This window comes from Vibrio orientalis CIP 102891 = ATCC 33934, from assembly GCF_000176235.1.
Classification (GTDB): Bacteria; Pseudomonadota; Gammaproteobacteria; order Enterobacterales; family Vibrionaceae; genus Vibrio; species Vibrio orientalis.
Genome location: NZ_ACZV01000005.1, coordinates 1,524,950 through 1,540,737 on the forward strand (window position 1 = coordinate 1,524,950; position 15,788 = coordinate 1,540,737).

Sequence of the window (15,788 nt, forward strand, 5' to 3'; positions counted from 1 at the left end):
GTTTCAGGCGGCCATAAAAAATGCCGACAAGTCATTGTCGGCATTCTAGCATTATTCACTTATTGTTGCTTAGCTAACTCTATTGTTCTGGCTTCGATTTCGCGAGGTTAGCGTCATTTTCTTCACGAAGTACACGGCGAAGGATCTTACCGACGTTGGTCTTCGGCAGTTCATCTTTGAACTCAACCAATTTCGGCACCTTGTAGCCCGTAAGATGCTGACGACAGTGCGCGATGATTTCGTCTTTTGTTACGCTTGGATCGCGCTTAACTACATAAATCTTTACTAGCTCACCAGAAACTTCATGTGGCTGACCAATCGCTGCAACTTCTAGCACTTTGCCATGTAGCGCAACAACGTCTTCGATTTCATTCGGATAAACGTTAAAGCCAGACACAAGGATCATATCTTTCTTACGATCGACAATATGAATCAAACCTTCATCATCAAACTTAACGATATCACCCGTAGATAACCAACCTTCCGCGTTAATCACTTCTTTAGTCGCTTCAGGGCGCTGCCAGTAACCTTGCATCACCTGAGGACCACGCACTTGCAACTCACCCACCTCTGTATTTGCTACAGGGTTACCCTCATCATCAACAATACGCACTTCTGTCGATGGTACAGGTAGGCCTATTGCTCCTGTGTAATCTGTTAGATCGTATGGGTTACCTGTTACCAGTGGTGAACACTCGGTTAGGCCGTAGCCTTCAAGTAGATGAATACCTGTGGTTTTCTTCCATTGATCTGCGACAGCGCGTTGAACCGCCATGCCGCCACCGACAGCTAGCTTCAGATTCTTAAAGTTAAGCTCATGGAAATCTTCATTATTCACCAACGCATTAAAGAGTGTGTTTACACCAGTAATAGCTGTGAATGAGTATTTCTGTAGCTCTTTGATAAAGCCGGGAATATCACGCGGGTTGGTAATCAGTAGGTTTTGACCACCCATTTCCACAAACAGTAGACAGTTCACTGTCAAAGCGAATACGTGATACAGCGGCAATGCGGTAACGACTAGCTCACGACCTTCAGACAGAACTGGCCCGTAAGCCCCTTTTGCCTGCATCACGTTAGCAATCATATTGCGATGAGTTAAGATCGCCCCTTTCGCCACACCGGTAGTACCACCCGTGTATTGTAGGAACGCAATATCATCGCCAGACATAAATGGCTTCACATACTGTAGGCGACGACCTTTATGCAGCGCTTTACGCATTGAGATAGCGCCAGGAAGATCATACTTAGGCACCATACCTTTTACGTATTTCACCACGAAGTCGACAATAGTGCCCTTCGCACGCGGTAGCATTTGACCAAGACTAGTCAAAATTACGTGCTTAACTGGCGTGTTCTCTACGACTTGCTCTAGTGTATTGGCAAAGTTTGAAACGATCACAATCGCTTTTGCGCCAGAATCGTTTAACTGGTGCTCTAGTTCACGTGGCGTATAAAGTGGGTTTACGTTTACCGCGATAAGACCTGCACGTAGTACACCAAATAGCGCAACTGGATATTGCAGTAGGTTTGGCATCATCAAAGCAACACGGTCGCCTTTTTGCAGCTTAAGGTCATTTTGCAGGTAAGCAGCAAAAGCACGGCTACGCTCTTCCAGTTTACGGAAAGTCATTACCGAGCCCATGTTCATAAATGCAGGCTGGTCAGCGAACTTTTGCACGGACTGTTCAAACATTTCCACCAAAGATGGGTATTGATCTGGGTTGATATGCTCAGGCACATCTGTTGGATAACGTGATAACCAAGGTTTATCCACGGTAAAACTCCTCGAAATTAACTGGCTGTCATCTGAAAGACGCTCATTTTCAATGTCGACTATTACAGCACAGGCGCAGCGCTTGAGCACGAAACACTCAAACACTTGTTTAAATTTTGTTAACTAAGCCAAAAATTAGGTTAACGACTCTAGAAGGGGCTTGCAGATGACAATGATGACCGCCTTCGATCATCTCAATGTGAGTGGAGTCTGAAGCATCATGTTGAAAAGACTGCAAATAAGAAAAGCCTTGCTCTCCTAAGATAATGAGTTGCGGACAACGAATATGTTGACGAAACACATCAGCATGCTGTTGCGACATGCGATAGAGCGACTGACTTTGCAAGTTAACATCGTGTCTCCATTCACAACCTGAATCAGTCTGAACGAGACCTCGTTCAACGATAGGTGCAATCAGTGAAGCTTCTATCTGATTCACTTTTGCGCGTCTATCTATCGCTTCTTGCACAGTTTGCATGGCACGAGTCGGCTTTCTTCGGATTCTCTGGCGGCTCATCACCCCCTCTCTTAGTCGAGAGACGGTATTTTGAGGTTCTTCTGCCAAAGGACCATACCCTTCTATCTGAACCAATCCACTGACTTGTTCAGGAAAGGCGGCACTATAGCAACTTGCAATCAAAGCACCAAGAGAATGACCCACTAACACCAGTCTGTTTGGCGATAAGTTAGCCAAAAACTGGAAAAGATCGTCTATATAGTCGTGAAAAGAGTAAAAATTGTTGCCATTTTTGGCACTGGAAAGGCCATGACCTGGTAAATCGATTGCGCAAAGGTGGAGGTCTTTTGCTTGACGATGTAATGTGCCCATTACTGTTTCGAAACTAGCCGCGTTATCTAGCCAACCATGTATAAAAACGACCGTGAGTTCGGCCGTTTCAGCCTGTCCATATTCGATGGCCGCGATATGTCCATTGGCAATATCACGGCGAGTTTCATTTCGCATCACTTCACTTCTTGGATTACTTTTCCTTGGCGAGTGCCATAGCGTGCGTCACGACAATAAAGCCCACGACAAGGATATAAATAGCTATCGAAGTCATGAATAATCACGCGCTCTTCGACCCGCCACAGGTGGTAGGCTCTGGCGTTCATCACTGGAAAGTCGTACTGGAACTCTCCGACTTTGCCCTCTTCACGGCCATTACTATCACCGATTAATGAGATAAGGCGGCCTTGCGATAAAGTCACAGGGTCGGCAAAACCATTGATATAAGCGACAAATCGTCCTTGAGGCTCTTCACTGATATCAGGTTTACCCGAAGCACTAATGGGTAGATTCACCACTTCAATACGAGTTTTATCTTTTAGATTCTTAACATCGGCAATTAAGCCACCAAGCCTCAATTCATTTTGCCCATCACTATTGGATTGCCAAAGTTGATAATCAGTAATGATATTAGGATTGTCGGACTGCAGATTATCAGGAAGGGAACTACACGCTGAAAGAAAAGCAACGCTAATGATTAGAAGTAACCATCGAGAGATACGTGGGATCATAAGACTTTGAATACCTTAGGGCTAGATATAGATATCGACACCGATCATTTGTGATAGTTCATCTCGCTTCGCTTGAGTCATCACGTTCATATACTCTTGCATTGCTTGGCGCCCACGCCCTTCAGGTAAGTCGTACTGGACTTGCGCTTTATGAATATCTGATTCATTGACATGACGGATAGAATGGGCAACAGCATTGGCCACCTTGGTTGGTTGCCCAACTGATGTTTTAGCTTCAGACTTTTTAACCTCGTTCTTCTTACCGGCCTTATTGGTTCGATTTGGGCCGGGTACCGAAGGAGGTAATCCATTAATTGAAACCATACTATCCGTTCATATTACGATCTAATGATCTGAGTTATTCTCTACCCGGTAGCTTTTTCCAAGCAACGGTATCGCGTAGATAAACTGGGCTCGCATCTTCAGCATCAACAGTGTTGCCTTTCGCCAACTCAAATTTTGCTAATTGGACGATATCTTCCGCATCAGGGAACAAGACCTTGCTCTTTTCAGTAGCAAACTTAATACCTTCAAGCTGCTCGCTGTAAGCATCCCAGCCAGTACCTGCAGTAAACCATGTCGACTTATCAGCTTGGCTGTTGTCTGCCGCAATTTGCGGTGGTGTCACACACTCTGCATCGGTTTGTACCCAAGTGCCATCTTCTTGACGGGTAAAACGCCCCCAGTAGACTTCGCTCATTCGCGCATCAATCGCGCACGCCACTTGGCTTTCACCATGCTGGCGGTATACACCTTGTGCCATCGCTTCTAGGGTGGAAATACCAATCATAGGTAGATCTGCACCAAATGCTAAACCTTGTGCAATACCAATGCCAATGCGAACCCCCGTAAAACTGCCCGGTCCACGGCCAAAAGCCAAAGCATCTAGATCAGCGAGCGTTAAACCCGCTTCTTTTAGCACTTCATCCACCATTGGCAGTACTTTTTTCGTGTGGTCACGCGGTGCTACTTCACTGCGAACATAAACTTTTTCATCCACTAATAGAGCAACTGAACAGTTTTCTGTTGCTGTATCGAGAGCAAGAATCTTAGTACTCATTGATATCTCAAATTATCGTTTTGTTTAAATATTTACTTGTTCAAGAAAGTCTCTTACCACCCCAAGGTCTCGGGTACGTGGTATGGGCGGCAAGCTCGACAAAAACACGCCACCATACTCGCGGGTCACTAATCGATTATCACAGATAATCAATGCGCCCTTATCGTTCTTATCTCGAATCAATCGTCCAACACCCTGCTTTAAGGTAATCACCGCATCAGGGATTTGTACCTGAGCAAAAGGATCGCCGCCTTTTAGTTGGCAATCTTCAATGCGGGCCTTGAGTAGCGGGTCATCTGGCGCAGTAAAAGGCAATTTGTCGATGATAACACAGCTCAGTGCATCACCTCTAACGTCAATCCCTTCCCAGAACGCGCCTGTCGCGACTAACAAGGCATTACCTAGCTCCATAAACTCAGCAAGGGTTTTCTGTTTACTGGTTTCACCTTGAAGCAAAACGGGGACAGATAACCTTTCCCGAAAGCGCTCCCCGAGCTCCTTCATCATGCTGTGCGAGGTACAAAGGAAGAAACACCGCCCTTGGTTTAATTCAATCACCGGAGTCAGCATGTTGACTAACTTGTCTGCCATACCGGGACTATTTGGCTCAGGTAAGTATCGAGGTACGCAGAGCCTTGCCTGAGTTTGATAGTCGAACGGACTCGGCAAGGACATTTGTGCCTGCGGCTTCAAGCCTAAGCGCGAGGTAAAATGGCCAAAATCATCATTTACCGCGAGAGTGGCTGAGGTAAAAATCCACGCCCCCTGCTTGAGCTCGATCTGCTCATGAAACTTATCGGCAACGGATAAGGGGGTAATGTGCAAGCTAAAATGACGAGGTGTGGTGTCGTACCAATAGGAATACCCTGTGATAGAGACATCACATACTCGGTCTAAGCGCGCTTTAATGGTGTTTGCTCTTTCAAATGCACTGTCTAGAAGTTGGCTGCGCCCTAGCGCCAGTTTTAAAACCTCAATAACAAAATCTAACGTATCTTCAAGTCGACGAAGCTCGCGGCCAATCGAAGGAGAAGTTATCGCTTCACGCCAGTTGCCACGAAAACCCGGCTCACCAAGCACAATGCGCAAATCCATCGCGGTCTGGTAGAGTTTTTCGCCCGCTTTTTGCAGTTGGCGCATATCTTTTGCTTCGGTGCGATACGCGATTTCAATGTCTTTACTCAGCTCTTGAATCTGTCGACTAGAGAGCGACTGACCAAAATAGTGACTAGCGATATCAGGTAATTGATGGGCCTCATCGAAGATAAACACGTCTGCTTCAGGAATCAGCTCACCAAATCCGGTTTCTTTAATCGCTAAGTCGGCTAAAAACAGGTGATGATTGACCACAACCACATCGGCATCTAACGCTTTCTTACGCGCTTTCAACACAAAGCAATCTTGATAACTTGGGCACTCTTTGCCTAAACAGTTATCGTTAGTCGAAGTGATGGTTGGTATCACTGGGCTATCTTCGGCAATCGCATCACAATCGCCCAAATCACCACTTTTCGTTTCAGATGACCAGCTTCTGACTTTAACCAATTGGGTGAGTAGCGTCGGGTCAGCCGTTTGAGTGTGACTTTCAACCATTTGGCGACTAAGCCGGTCAAGACATAAATAGTTCGCTCGCCCTTTTAATAGTGCCACTTGCCCATAAAAACCGAGTGCATTCGTCATTAATGGCAAGTCACGGTGGAAAAGCTGTTCTTGAAGGTTTTTCGACCCGGTGCTGATAATGGTTTTCTTACCACTGAGTAACGCAGGTACAAGATAAGCGAAGGTTTTACCCGTTCCCGTTCCCGCTTCTACCACGACCTGACTTTGCGCTTTAATGGCTTGGCTGACGGCTTCTGCCATATCGAGCTGCGCCTGACGAGGTTGGAACCCAGGAATAGCTTTCCCTAAGGCTCCTTCAGAAGAGAAGGTTTTTGAAATCATTAACTAGCAAAGGGTTGACGAAAAGAAGAGTGATTATGGCAGTTTTCATATAAAGGCGCGAATGAGATTTCGCGCCAAATTGAAATTTAACTAGCGTTTAGTGAGGTAGCGGTTCAACCAAGCAGGTCCATTAAAGCCTTCTGATTCTTCCGAATTTAGGGCTTTAGCTGCTTCACTAGGAGAGGCACGGTTTTCCCACATTGTATCTAACATTTCTTCATCAAGCTCTTTACCACCAGACAAAGCACTCACACGTTCTGAGTACAATTTACGAGCTAATAGTTCTTTATCCATAAATACCACCTAAAGACACGCAAAAGAAAAGAAATCTCGAACAAATAAATCGAGCCAAACGGTTAACTCAGATTAATTGTTGAAACCAACTCGATATTAGTTTAATTGTAGCTTCATTATTGCGGGTTAGTTCACCGTTCGAACGCCCGTAAAAATTTCACAAAACAAAAAAAATAAAGCACGGAAGTTTGAACCTAATGGAAAAGAAAACACTGCTAACACATTGTACTGACGCCCCTGGTCTTATTTCAAAGATCACGAACATCTGTTACAAACACCAACTGAATATCATCCACAACAACGAGTTCGTCGATAATACTAGTGGCCATTTTTTCATGCGCACCGAGCTTGAAGGCTACTTTAACGATGAAACCTTGCTTGCTGATCTTGATCAAGCACTGCCTCAAGGCGCTAAACGCAAGCTGATCGGGTCTAACCGCAAGCGTATTGTGGTACTAGTCACCAAAGAAGCACACTGCCTGGGTGATATTCTGATGAAGAATTACGACGGTAGTCTAGATGTTGAAATTGCTGCGGTTGTCGGTAACTACGATACACTGCAAAGCCTGACAGAAAGATTCGACATCCCTTATCACCATGTTTCTCATGAAGGATTGAATCGTGAAGAGCATGAGAAAGAGATGCTCAAAGTGATTGACCAATATCAAGCGGATTACTTGGTGCTGGCTAAATACATGCGCGTACTCACGCCATCGTTCGTCGAAAAGTACAACCACAAGATCATCAACATTCACCACAGTTTCCTACCAGCCTTTATTGGCGCGAAACCTTACCAACAAGCGTATGAGCGTGGTGTGAAGATCATCGGCGCAACCGCCCACTTTGTCACCAACGACCTTGATGAAGGCCCAATCATCAAGCAAGACGTCATCCCTGTTGATCATAACTTCAACGCTCAGGATATGGCACAAGCAGGCCGTGATGTTGAAAAGAATGTGTTAAGTAAAGCCCTAAACAAGGTCCTAAATGACCACGTATTTGTTTACGGCAATAAGACCGTGATTCTTTAATCTATTCTTGCATTAAAAAAGGCTTCCGATTTGGAAGCCTTTTTTGTTTTACAATTTCGCTGCGAGCTCTACACCCTGTTTGATTGCCCTCACGGCATCCAACTCACCGGCATAATCGGCGCCACCAATAATATGGAGCTTGTCTCCAAGCAGGTGCCATTGGTTTTCAAATGGACGGACCGACTCTTGACCCGCACAGATCACCACCGTATCTGCATCAAGTAGCTGCGCTTTTTCATCGACACTAATGTGAAGCCCTTGCTGATCAATCTTATCGTAGCTAACACCGCCTAACAGATTTACGCCGCGCTTTTCTAATGTACGTTTATGAATCCACCCCGTTGTCTTACCCGGACCTTTACCAACTCGGCCTTTACGGCGCTGTAGGACCCAAACGGTTTTTTCGCTCATTGAATCTGGATAAGGGAATAGACCACCAGGATGGGCAATCTCTTTGTCGATGCCCCACTCATGCAGCCAATCATCTAAACTATGGCCATTTGGCTCTGTCAGCATCGTCGCCACATCAACACCAATACCACCAGCACCCACTATCGCAACCTTATTGCCTGTATAGGTCTTATCGCGAATCAGGCTTTGATAGTCGACCACTTTCTCTGGAGTGTCTATGCCTTCAATATCGACCTTGCGAGGCTCTACACCAGAAGCCATCACCACTTCATCATACTCAGCTAGTAGGTCGTAGTTTGCTTCTGTGTCTAGGTGAAGTTTAACGCCCGTTTCATCGATACGATTAGCGAAGTAACGAATCGTCTCGCGGAACTCTTCTTTGCCCGGGATCTGCATTGCTAGACGGAACTGACCACCGATGCGGTCGTTGCGCTCAAACAGGTCCACGTTGTGCCCACGCTCAGCTAGCGTTGTTGCGCAGGAAAGGCCAGCAGGCCCTGCCCCCACAACAGCGATGTTCTTTTTACTCTCTGCTGGCTTAATGACCAATTCTGTTTCACGACAAGCTAATGGGTTCACCAGACACCCAGCACGTTTACCTTTAAACACGTTGTCTAAACATGCTTGGTTACAACCAATACAGGTATTGATCATTTGCGACTGGTTTTGCTCAGCTTTAATCACAAAATGTGGATCGGCAAGGAAAGGACGCGCCATCGAGACCATATCCGCTTGACCGCTTGCTAAAATCTTTTCGGCTTCTTCCGGAGTGTTAATTCGGTTACAGGTAATAATTGGCACCGACACATGAGGGCGCACTTTTTCCGTCACCCATGTAAATGCGCTACGAGGCACCTGAGTGGCAATCGTTGGGATACGCGCTTCATGCCAACCAATACCGGTATTAATAATGGTTACGCCCGCTTTTTCTAGCTCTTTGGCTAGCATAATCACTTCATCAAACGTGCTGCCTTCTTCAACGAGGTCAAGCATGGATAGACGAAATATAATGATAAATTCTTCACCCGCTGCCTTACGGATTGCTTTTACTACTTCCAGCGGGAATCGAATACGATTTTCATAACTGCCACCCCACTCATCGTAACGCATGTTGGTACGTTTACAGATAAACTGGTTCAGCAGGTAACCTTCAGAGCCCATGACTTCTACACCATCGTAGCCCGCTTCTTTTGCCAAAGCAGCACTATTGGCGAAGGCATTAATGGTATTATTGATTTGGCGGGTACTCATCTCACTTGGCGCAAACTTGGCGATTGGCGCTTTGATCGATGATGCACTTTGAGAAAAAGGGTGCATCGCATAGCGACCTGCGTGTAAAAGCTGCAACGCAATCTTACCGCCTTGTCTATGGACGGCTTGTGTCACGACTTGATGTGCTTTGGCATGTTTGGTTTTACTAAACTCGGCACTAAAAGGATGCAGTCGGCCACGCAAATTCGGAGAGAAGCCACCTGTTACAATCAGGCCTACACCGCCTTTTGCTCGCTCTTCATAGAACGCTGCAAGTTTGCCAAGACCTTCTTTGTGTTCTTCAAGACCTGTATGCATTGAGCCCATAAGTACTCGGTTTCTTAGCTGGGTAAACCCGAGATCCAATGGCTTAAGTAGGTTTGGGTACATGGTAGACATCACTTTACTCTTTATTATTGTGGTCTGACCAGAGTAAGGACTCTTAACTTAAAAATCAAACAACTGTTTACATTTTTGTAACACCGATCAATCTTGCGGTTGTTTGGGTATACTAGTTTAAGTAGGATGTAACTTATTCAAGTTTATAAGGTCTTACAGCGAATAAGCCTTGAACTGCGCACGTCGCAGCGGAGATAAAATGAAAACAGTATTTAAATTTGTCGGCATGTTCTTTAAGGGGATCTGGAAACTCATCACCTTTATTCGTCTTGCTCTTATCAACCTTATCTTTCTAGCAAGTATAGGCGCTATTTATTTTCTCTATACCACTGCAGATACCCCTACCCCAGTAGCACCCAAAGAATCAGCATTAATCGTTAATATCTCGGGGCCAATTGTTGAGCAATCCACTTACGCCAATCCAATGGATTCGTTAACGGGTTCGCTTCTTTTTGGTAAAGAACTACCAAAAGAAAATGTGCTGTTCGATATCGTCGACACCATTCGCCACGCCAAAGATGACCAAAATGTCAGCGGCTTAGTATTGGCGCTACGTGACCTGCCAGAAACGAACCTGACCAAGCTGAGATATATCGCCAAGGCGCTCAATGAGTTTAAAGCCTCCGGTAAGCCTATCTATGCTGTTGGAGATATGTACAATCAGAGCCAATACTACCTCGCAAGTTATGCCGATAAGATTTACTTAGCACCAGACGGCGCGGTAATGCTGAAAGGCTACAGCGCTTATTCTCTTTACTACAAAACCCTACTTGAGAAACTTGATGTCAATACGCATGTTTTCCGTGTCGGTACCTACAAATCGGCTATTGAGCCATTTATTCGCGACGGTATGTCGGATCCTGCCAAAGAATCCGCTTCTCGCTGGTTAGGGCAACTTTGGGGTGCATACATTGATGATGTTGCATCAAACCGTCAGCTTGAGCCTAAACTGCTTACACCTGATATGGATACCTTCCTTGAGCTGCTTAAGAAAAATAATGGCGATTTAGCCGCTCTATCGTTAAACGAGGGTCTCGTTGACCAATTAGCAACACGCCAGCAAGTTCGTAAAGAGCTTATCGAAGTATTTGGTAGCAATGGCGACGATAGCTATAACCACATTGGCTTTTACGAATACCAAGCGTCCGTTGCACCTACATTCGATCTAGCTCAAGACGATATTGCTGTCGTTGTTGCTAGCGGCGCAATTATGGACGGTTCTCAGCCTCCTGGAACTGTAGGTGGCGATACAACCGCTGCCTTACTGCGTCAAGCTCGCAATGACGATAAAGTCAAAGCCGTGGTGCTTCGCGTCGACAGCCCGGGTGGTAGTGCGTTTGCATCAGAAGTGATTCGCAACGAGATTGAAGCACTCAAAGAAGCGGGTAAGCCAGTTGTTGCTTCTATGTCTAGTCTGGCCGCTTCTGGCGGTTACTGGATTTCGATGAGTGCAGACCGCATTGTTGCTCAGCCAACAACCCTTACCGGTTCAATTGGTATTTTCAGTGTGATTACGACATTTGAAAAAGGCTTAAACAACCTAGGTATCTATACCGATGGTGTCGGTACTTCTCCATTTTCTGATGTGGGAGTGACGACAGGATTATCTGATGGCGCATCTCAAGCGTTCCAGATGGGTATTGAACACGGCTATAACCGCTTTATTGGTCTGGTGAGCCAATCACGTGATATTCCGCTAGAGAATGTCGACGATGTAGCTCAAGGTCGTGTTTGGACAGGTCAAGACGCACTAGAATTTGGTCTGATTGATAAGATTGGTGATTTTGATGACGCGGTAAAACTGGCGGCAGAACTTGCTAAAGTTGAGCAATACAATATTTACTGGGTCGAAGAGCCGCTTTCGCCAGCGCAGCAGTTTATTCAAGACTTTATGAACCAAGTCAAAGTGAACTTAGGTATCGATGCTACTGCACTATTGCCACAAGCTCTGCAACCTATGGCGGCACAAGTAATCCAAGATGCAAATATGCTGCAAAGCTTTAACGACCCCAAAGGTCAATATGCATTTTGTTTGAACTGCCAAGTTCAATAGTTACACGATTAATCACTAGCAAAGCGCAAAGTTACAACACAACGTTTCAAGCGCTGCTAAATTAGGGGGATTCCTGTGCGGGATGCCCCTTTTTATTGGCTAAGATTAATATATAATCCCACGCTCTGTTCCCCCTACAATTAACTGGTTTCAAAGCAATGGCTAGAAAACATATTTATATTGCCTACACTGGCGGCACCATTGGAATGCAAAAGTCCCATGACCACGGTTATGTTCCAGTCGCTGGTTTTATGGAAAAACAACTCGCAAGCATGCCAGAGTTTCAACGCCCAGAAATGCCAGAGTTTACCATTCACGAATACGACCCTCTGATCGACTCTTCTGATATGACGCCAGCAGATTGGCAACAGATCGCCGACGACATTCGTGATAACTATGACAAGTATGACGGTTTCGTTATCCTACATGGTACGGACACCATGGCATATACGGCGTCAGCATTGTCATTTATGCTCGAGAACCTTGGCAAACCAGTAATTGTAACCGGCTCACAGATCCCTCTAGCTGAGCTTCGTTCTGACGGCCAAGCAAACTTACTTAATGCTCTGCACATTGCGGCTAACTACCCAATCAACGAAGTGACGCTATTCTTCAACAACAAGCTGATGCGCGGTAACCGTAGTACGAAATCTCATGCTGACGGCTTTAATGCCTTTACGTCTCCAAACTTGCCACCTCTGCTTGAAGCCGGTATCAATATTCAAATCAGCAGCGATATTGAAGTGGGTAAAGTGCCTGAAGGTGAGTTTAAGGTTCACGATATTACGCCGCAGCCAATTGGCGTGATTACTATGTACCCAGGCATTTCGCATGAAGTTATTCGTAATACATTGCTACAGCCTGTGAATGCGATGATTCTTTTAACGTTTGGCGTAGGTAACGCACCACAGAACCCTGAGCTTCTGAGCCATCTCAAAGATGCCTCACAGCGTGGCGTGCTTGTGGTAAACCTTACCCAATGTCTAGCTGGTAAAGTGAACATGGGCGGTTATGCGACAGGTTGTGCCCTTGCAGAAGCTGGCGTCATTAGCGGCTACGATATGACCCCTGAAGCAGCACTAGCAAAACTTCACTTCTTACTCAGCCAAGGATTAAGCTACGAACAAGTAAAAGTGAAAATGCAGCAAGTTCTGCGCGGTGAGATGAGCATCTAAGCGACATCGATATAATAAACAAAGCCGACGTCATGTCGGCTTTTTTAGTATTAGGAAAATAATAAAAAAGGCGACTCTGTAAGTCGCCTTTTCTCTATGTGTCTTTCGACTAAGCCAATCTTTCGATTAACCGATGTGCGTTGCGCCAGCCATGTACTTCTGAAGTACTGCTGGGATTGCGATACGGCCATCAGCTTCTTGGTTGTTCTCTAGGATTGCAACCATAGTACGGCCAACCGCTAGACCAGAACCGTTTAGCGTGTGTACTAGCTCTGGCTTCTTCTCGCCTTTACGACGGAAACGAGCTTGCATACGACGTGCTTGGAAGTCCCACATGTTTGAACAAGATGAGATTTCACGGTAAGTCTCTTGTGCTGGAACCCAAACTTCTAAGTCGTAAGTCTTACGAGCACCGAAGCCCATGTCACCAGTACATAGAACCACTTTACGGTAAGGTAGCTCTAGTAGTTGTAGAACTTTCTCAGCGTGACCAGTTAGCTCTTCAAGTGCATCCATTGAATCTTCTGGACGAGTGATCTGAACTAGCTCAACTTTGTCGAACTGGTGCATACGGATTAGACCACGAGTATCGCGACCGTAAGAACCCGCTTCAGAACGGAAACACGGCGTATGCGCTGTCATCTTAAGTGGTAGATCCGCTTCGTCAGAAATCGTGTCACGAACCATGTTCGTTACTGGTACTTCTGCAGTAGGAATCAGAGACAGTTTACGCGGCTCTTCATCGTTTACTTTCTCTTCTAGCGGCTCAGTGTGGAACAGGTCTTTACCAAATTTTGGTAGCTGACCTGTACCGAACAAGCTGTCAGAGTTTACTAGGTACGGTACGTACATTTCTGAGTAGCCGTGCTCTTCTGTGTGAAGATCTAGCATGAACTGAGCAATCGCTCGGTGTAGACGAGCGAATTGACCTTTCATTACGATGAAACGTGCACCAGTGATTTTAGTTGCGCTTGCGAAATCAAGACCGCCACCCATTTCACCAAGATCAACGTGATCTTTTAGTTCGAAGTCGTAAGTTTTTGGCTCACCCCAACGAGAGATCTCTACGTTGTCATCTTCGTCTTTACCATTTGGAACATCGTCAGCAGGCAGGTTTGGAACAGATAGAGTGATCTCTTCCAGTTGTGCCATTACTGCATCAAGTTCAACTTTTTTAGCATCAAGGTCGCTACCTAGAGTACCGATTTGTTTCTTGATCTCTTCAGCGCCGTCTTTGTCACCAGCCGCCATTTTTTGGCCGATCTGCTTAGAGATGGAGTTACGAGTGGATTGTAAATTTTCAACTTCGACTTGAATCGACTTACGTTGTTCTTCAAGTGTACGGATTGTCTCTACGTCTAGCTTAAAGCCACGACGTGCTAGTTTTGCAGCTGTTTCATCCAGCTCTGTACGAAGTAATTTAGAATCCAGCATTGTTAATCCTATGCTTTTTTAGTTGTGAAATTGCGCTCGAACATCTTGCTCAAACGCTAAAAATATTAGCCGAATAAATGTATCTAAAATAGACGCTTATTCATAGCGCTTTTGTGGGCTTTTTGCGTCTAAACTAGCCAAGTAATCTAACTTTTCGCCAATTTTGGTTTCTAAGCCCCGATTTGTCGGTTGATAGTAGCGAGTCTCTGCCATTTCAGGTGGCAAATACTGTTCACCTGCCGCATATGCACCTGGCTCATCATGGGCATAACGATACTCTTGCCCATAGCCAAGATCTTTCATCAAAGAGGTCGGCGCGTTACGTAAGTGAACAGGTACTTCATACTCTGGCAGATTGTGCGCATCCGTTAACGCTTGCTTCCACGCGGTATACACTGCATTGCTTTTTGGCGCACACGCTAGGTAAACAATCGCTTGTGCAATAGCTCGCTCACCTTCTGCTGGGCCAACACGGGTAAAGCAATCCCATGCAGAGAGCGCAACTTGCATCGCCCTAGGGTCTGCATTCCCCACATCTTCTGACGCGATAGCAAGTAAACGGCGGGCGATATACAGCGGGTCACAACCAGCAGCTATCATACGTGCAGACCAATAGAGCGCCGCATCTGGGTTAGAGCCGCGAATCGACTTATGTACTGCCGAAATTAGGTCGTACCAAATATCGCCCTTGTTATCAAAACGAGAGACTTTTTCACCCGCGACTTCAGCTAATAGCGGTAAGGTAATCACCTTCACACCTTGCTCATCCTCTTCGGCCATATCGTAGAGAAGTTCAAGGTAGTTCAGTGACATACGAGCATCACCATTAACTAGCTCAGACAGTCGGTCAAGGACACCTTCAGCAAACGATGCTTCAACATTGCCCAAACCTCGTTCTTTATCTTCAATCGCCTGTTTAAGCGCTAGACGAATATCCTGTTGAGCCAACGAGGTTAACTTGTAAACACGTGCCCGTGAGAGCAATGCGTTGTTAAGCTCGAAAGATGGGTTTTCCGTTGTCGCGCCGATGAAGGTCACCGTGCCATCTTCAATATGCGGCAAAAATGCATCTTGTTGTGATTTATTGAAACGATGCACCTCGTCAACAAACAAGATTGTGCGTCTACCGGCAAGTTTGTTCTCACGCGCTCTTTCAATCGCCGCGCGAATTTCTTTCACACCCGAGGTAACCGCAGAGACACGCTCTACCTCTGCATTCGCGTAATTGGCGGCAACTTCAGCTAGAGTTGTCTTTCCGGTACCCGGAGGTCCCCACAAGATCATTGAGTGGATATGACCCGCTTCCAACGCACGACGCAGAGGCTTTCCTACCCCCAGAATATGCTGCTGACCGATATATTGGTCGAGCGTTTCTGGGCGCATTCTAGCGGCAAGGGGACGAAAATCTTCGTCCCCTGAAAAATCGAATGAGAAATTACTCACA

At 45.9% G+C, this 15,788-nt stretch carries 13 protein-coding genes; 3 read left to right on the forward strand and 10 right to left on the reverse strand.

Features of this window, described 5'->3' with window-relative positions; translation table 11 throughout:
* Nucleotides 1–79 precede the first annotated feature (79 nt).
* From fadD to VIA_RS17605, 7 genes are all read right to left on the reverse strand, one after another.
* Complete coding sequence (fadD, locus tag VIA_RS17575; RefSeq protein WP_004414674.1) at nt 80–1,777, reverse strand: long-chain-fatty-acid--CoA ligase FadD; 1,698 nt, start codon at nt 1,775–1,777, stop codon at nt 80–82.
* A gap of 109 nt (nt 1,778–1,886) precedes the next feature.
* Entirely contained in the window at nt 1,887–2,741 is an 855-nt protein-coding gene (locus tag VIA_RS17580) for an alpha/beta fold hydrolase (RefSeq protein WP_004414675.1), read from the reverse strand.
* A complete protein-coding gene (locus tag VIA_RS17585) occupies nt 2,741–3,295 on the reverse strand; it encodes a Slp family lipoprotein (protein WP_004414676.1) in 555 nt (184 codons plus the stop codon). Before VIA_RS17585 ends, VIA_RS17580 begins: the two co-directional genes overlap by 1 nt.
* 21 nt (nt 3,296–3,316) lie before the next feature.
* Nucleotides 3,317–3,619 carry a hypothetical protein gene (locus VIA_RS17590; RefSeq protein WP_004414678.1) on the reverse strand — a complete coding sequence of 101 codons (303 nt, stop codon included), beginning with the start codon at nt 3,617–3,619 and terminating at the stop codon, nt 3,317–3,319.
* Nucleotides 3,620–3,653: 34 nt separating this feature from the next.
* The gene (tsaB, locus tag VIA_RS17595; RefSeq protein ID WP_004414680.1) at nt 3,654–4,355 is read right to left on the reverse strand and encodes a tRNA (adenosine(37)-N6)-threonylcarbamoyltransferase complex dimerization subunit type 1 TsaB; all 702 of its coding nucleotides are present in this window, start codon (nt 4,353–4,355) and stop codon (nt 3,654–3,656) included.
* A gap of 24 nt (nt 4,356–4,379) precedes the next feature.
* On the reverse strand, nt 4,380–6,296 hold the full coding sequence (gene yoaA / locus VIA_RS17600) for a DNA repair helicase YoaA (protein WP_004414681.1): 1,917 nt from the start codon (nt 6,294–6,296) through the stop codon (nt 4,380–4,382).
* Between the two features lie 90 nt (nt 6,297–6,386).
* Nucleotides 6,387–6,590, reverse strand: coding sequence for a hypothetical protein (locus VIA_RS17605; RefSeq protein ID WP_004414682.1), 204 nt, complete (start codon nt 6,588–6,590; stop codon nt 6,387–6,389).
* Nucleotides 6,591–6,787: 197 nt separating this feature from the next.
* On the opposite strand from VIA_RS17605, the gene purU reads away from it, so the two are divergent.
* Nucleotides 6,788–7,621, forward strand: a complete 834-nt coding sequence (purU, locus tag VIA_RS17610) for a formyltetrahydrofolate deformylase (RefSeq protein WP_004414684.1) — start codon at nt 6,788–6,790, stop codon at nt 7,619–7,621.
* 48 nt (nt 7,622–7,669) lie between these two features.
* Here purU and VIA_RS17615 read toward each other — a convergent pair whose 3' ends face one another.
* Nucleotides 7,670–9,673 (reverse strand): 2,4-dienoyl-CoA reductase FMN-binding domain-containing protein, encoded by a 2,004-nt coding sequence (locus VIA_RS17615; protein ID WP_038210962.1) that lies wholly within the window; start codon nt 9,671–9,673, stop codon nt 7,670–7,672.
* Between the two features lie 208 nt (nt 9,674–9,881).
* Here VIA_RS17615 and sppA point away from each other — a divergent pair, with 208 nt between their 5' ends.
* Both sppA and ansA read left to right on the forward strand, forming a co-directional pair.
* Nucleotides 9,882–11,735 (forward strand): signal peptide peptidase SppA, encoded by a 1,854-nt coding sequence (sppA, locus tag VIA_RS17620; RefSeq protein WP_004414688.1) that lies wholly within the window; start codon nt 9,882–9,884, stop codon nt 11,733–11,735.
* A gap of 158 nt (nt 11,736–11,893) precedes the next feature.
* A complete protein-coding gene (gene ansA / locus VIA_RS17625) occupies nt 11,894–12,910 on the forward strand; it encodes an asparaginase (RefSeq protein ID WP_004414689.1) in 1,017 nt (338 codons plus the stop codon).
* A 126-nt stretch (nt 12,911–13,036) separates the two neighbouring features.
* On the opposite strand, the gene serS is transcribed toward ansA, so the two are convergent.
* Nucleotides 13,037–14,344, reverse strand: coding sequence for a serine--tRNA ligase (gene serS / locus VIA_RS17630; protein ID WP_004414690.1), 1,308 nt, complete (start codon nt 14,342–14,344; stop codon nt 13,037–13,039).
* A 96-nt stretch (nt 14,345–14,440) separates the two neighbouring features.
* Nucleotides 14,441–15,787 (reverse strand): replication-associated recombination protein A, encoded by a 1,347-nt coding sequence (locus tag VIA_RS17635; protein WP_004416692.1) that lies wholly within the window; start codon nt 15,785–15,787, stop codon nt 14,441–14,443.
* Between the last annotated feature and the right edge of the window lies 1 nt (nt 15,788).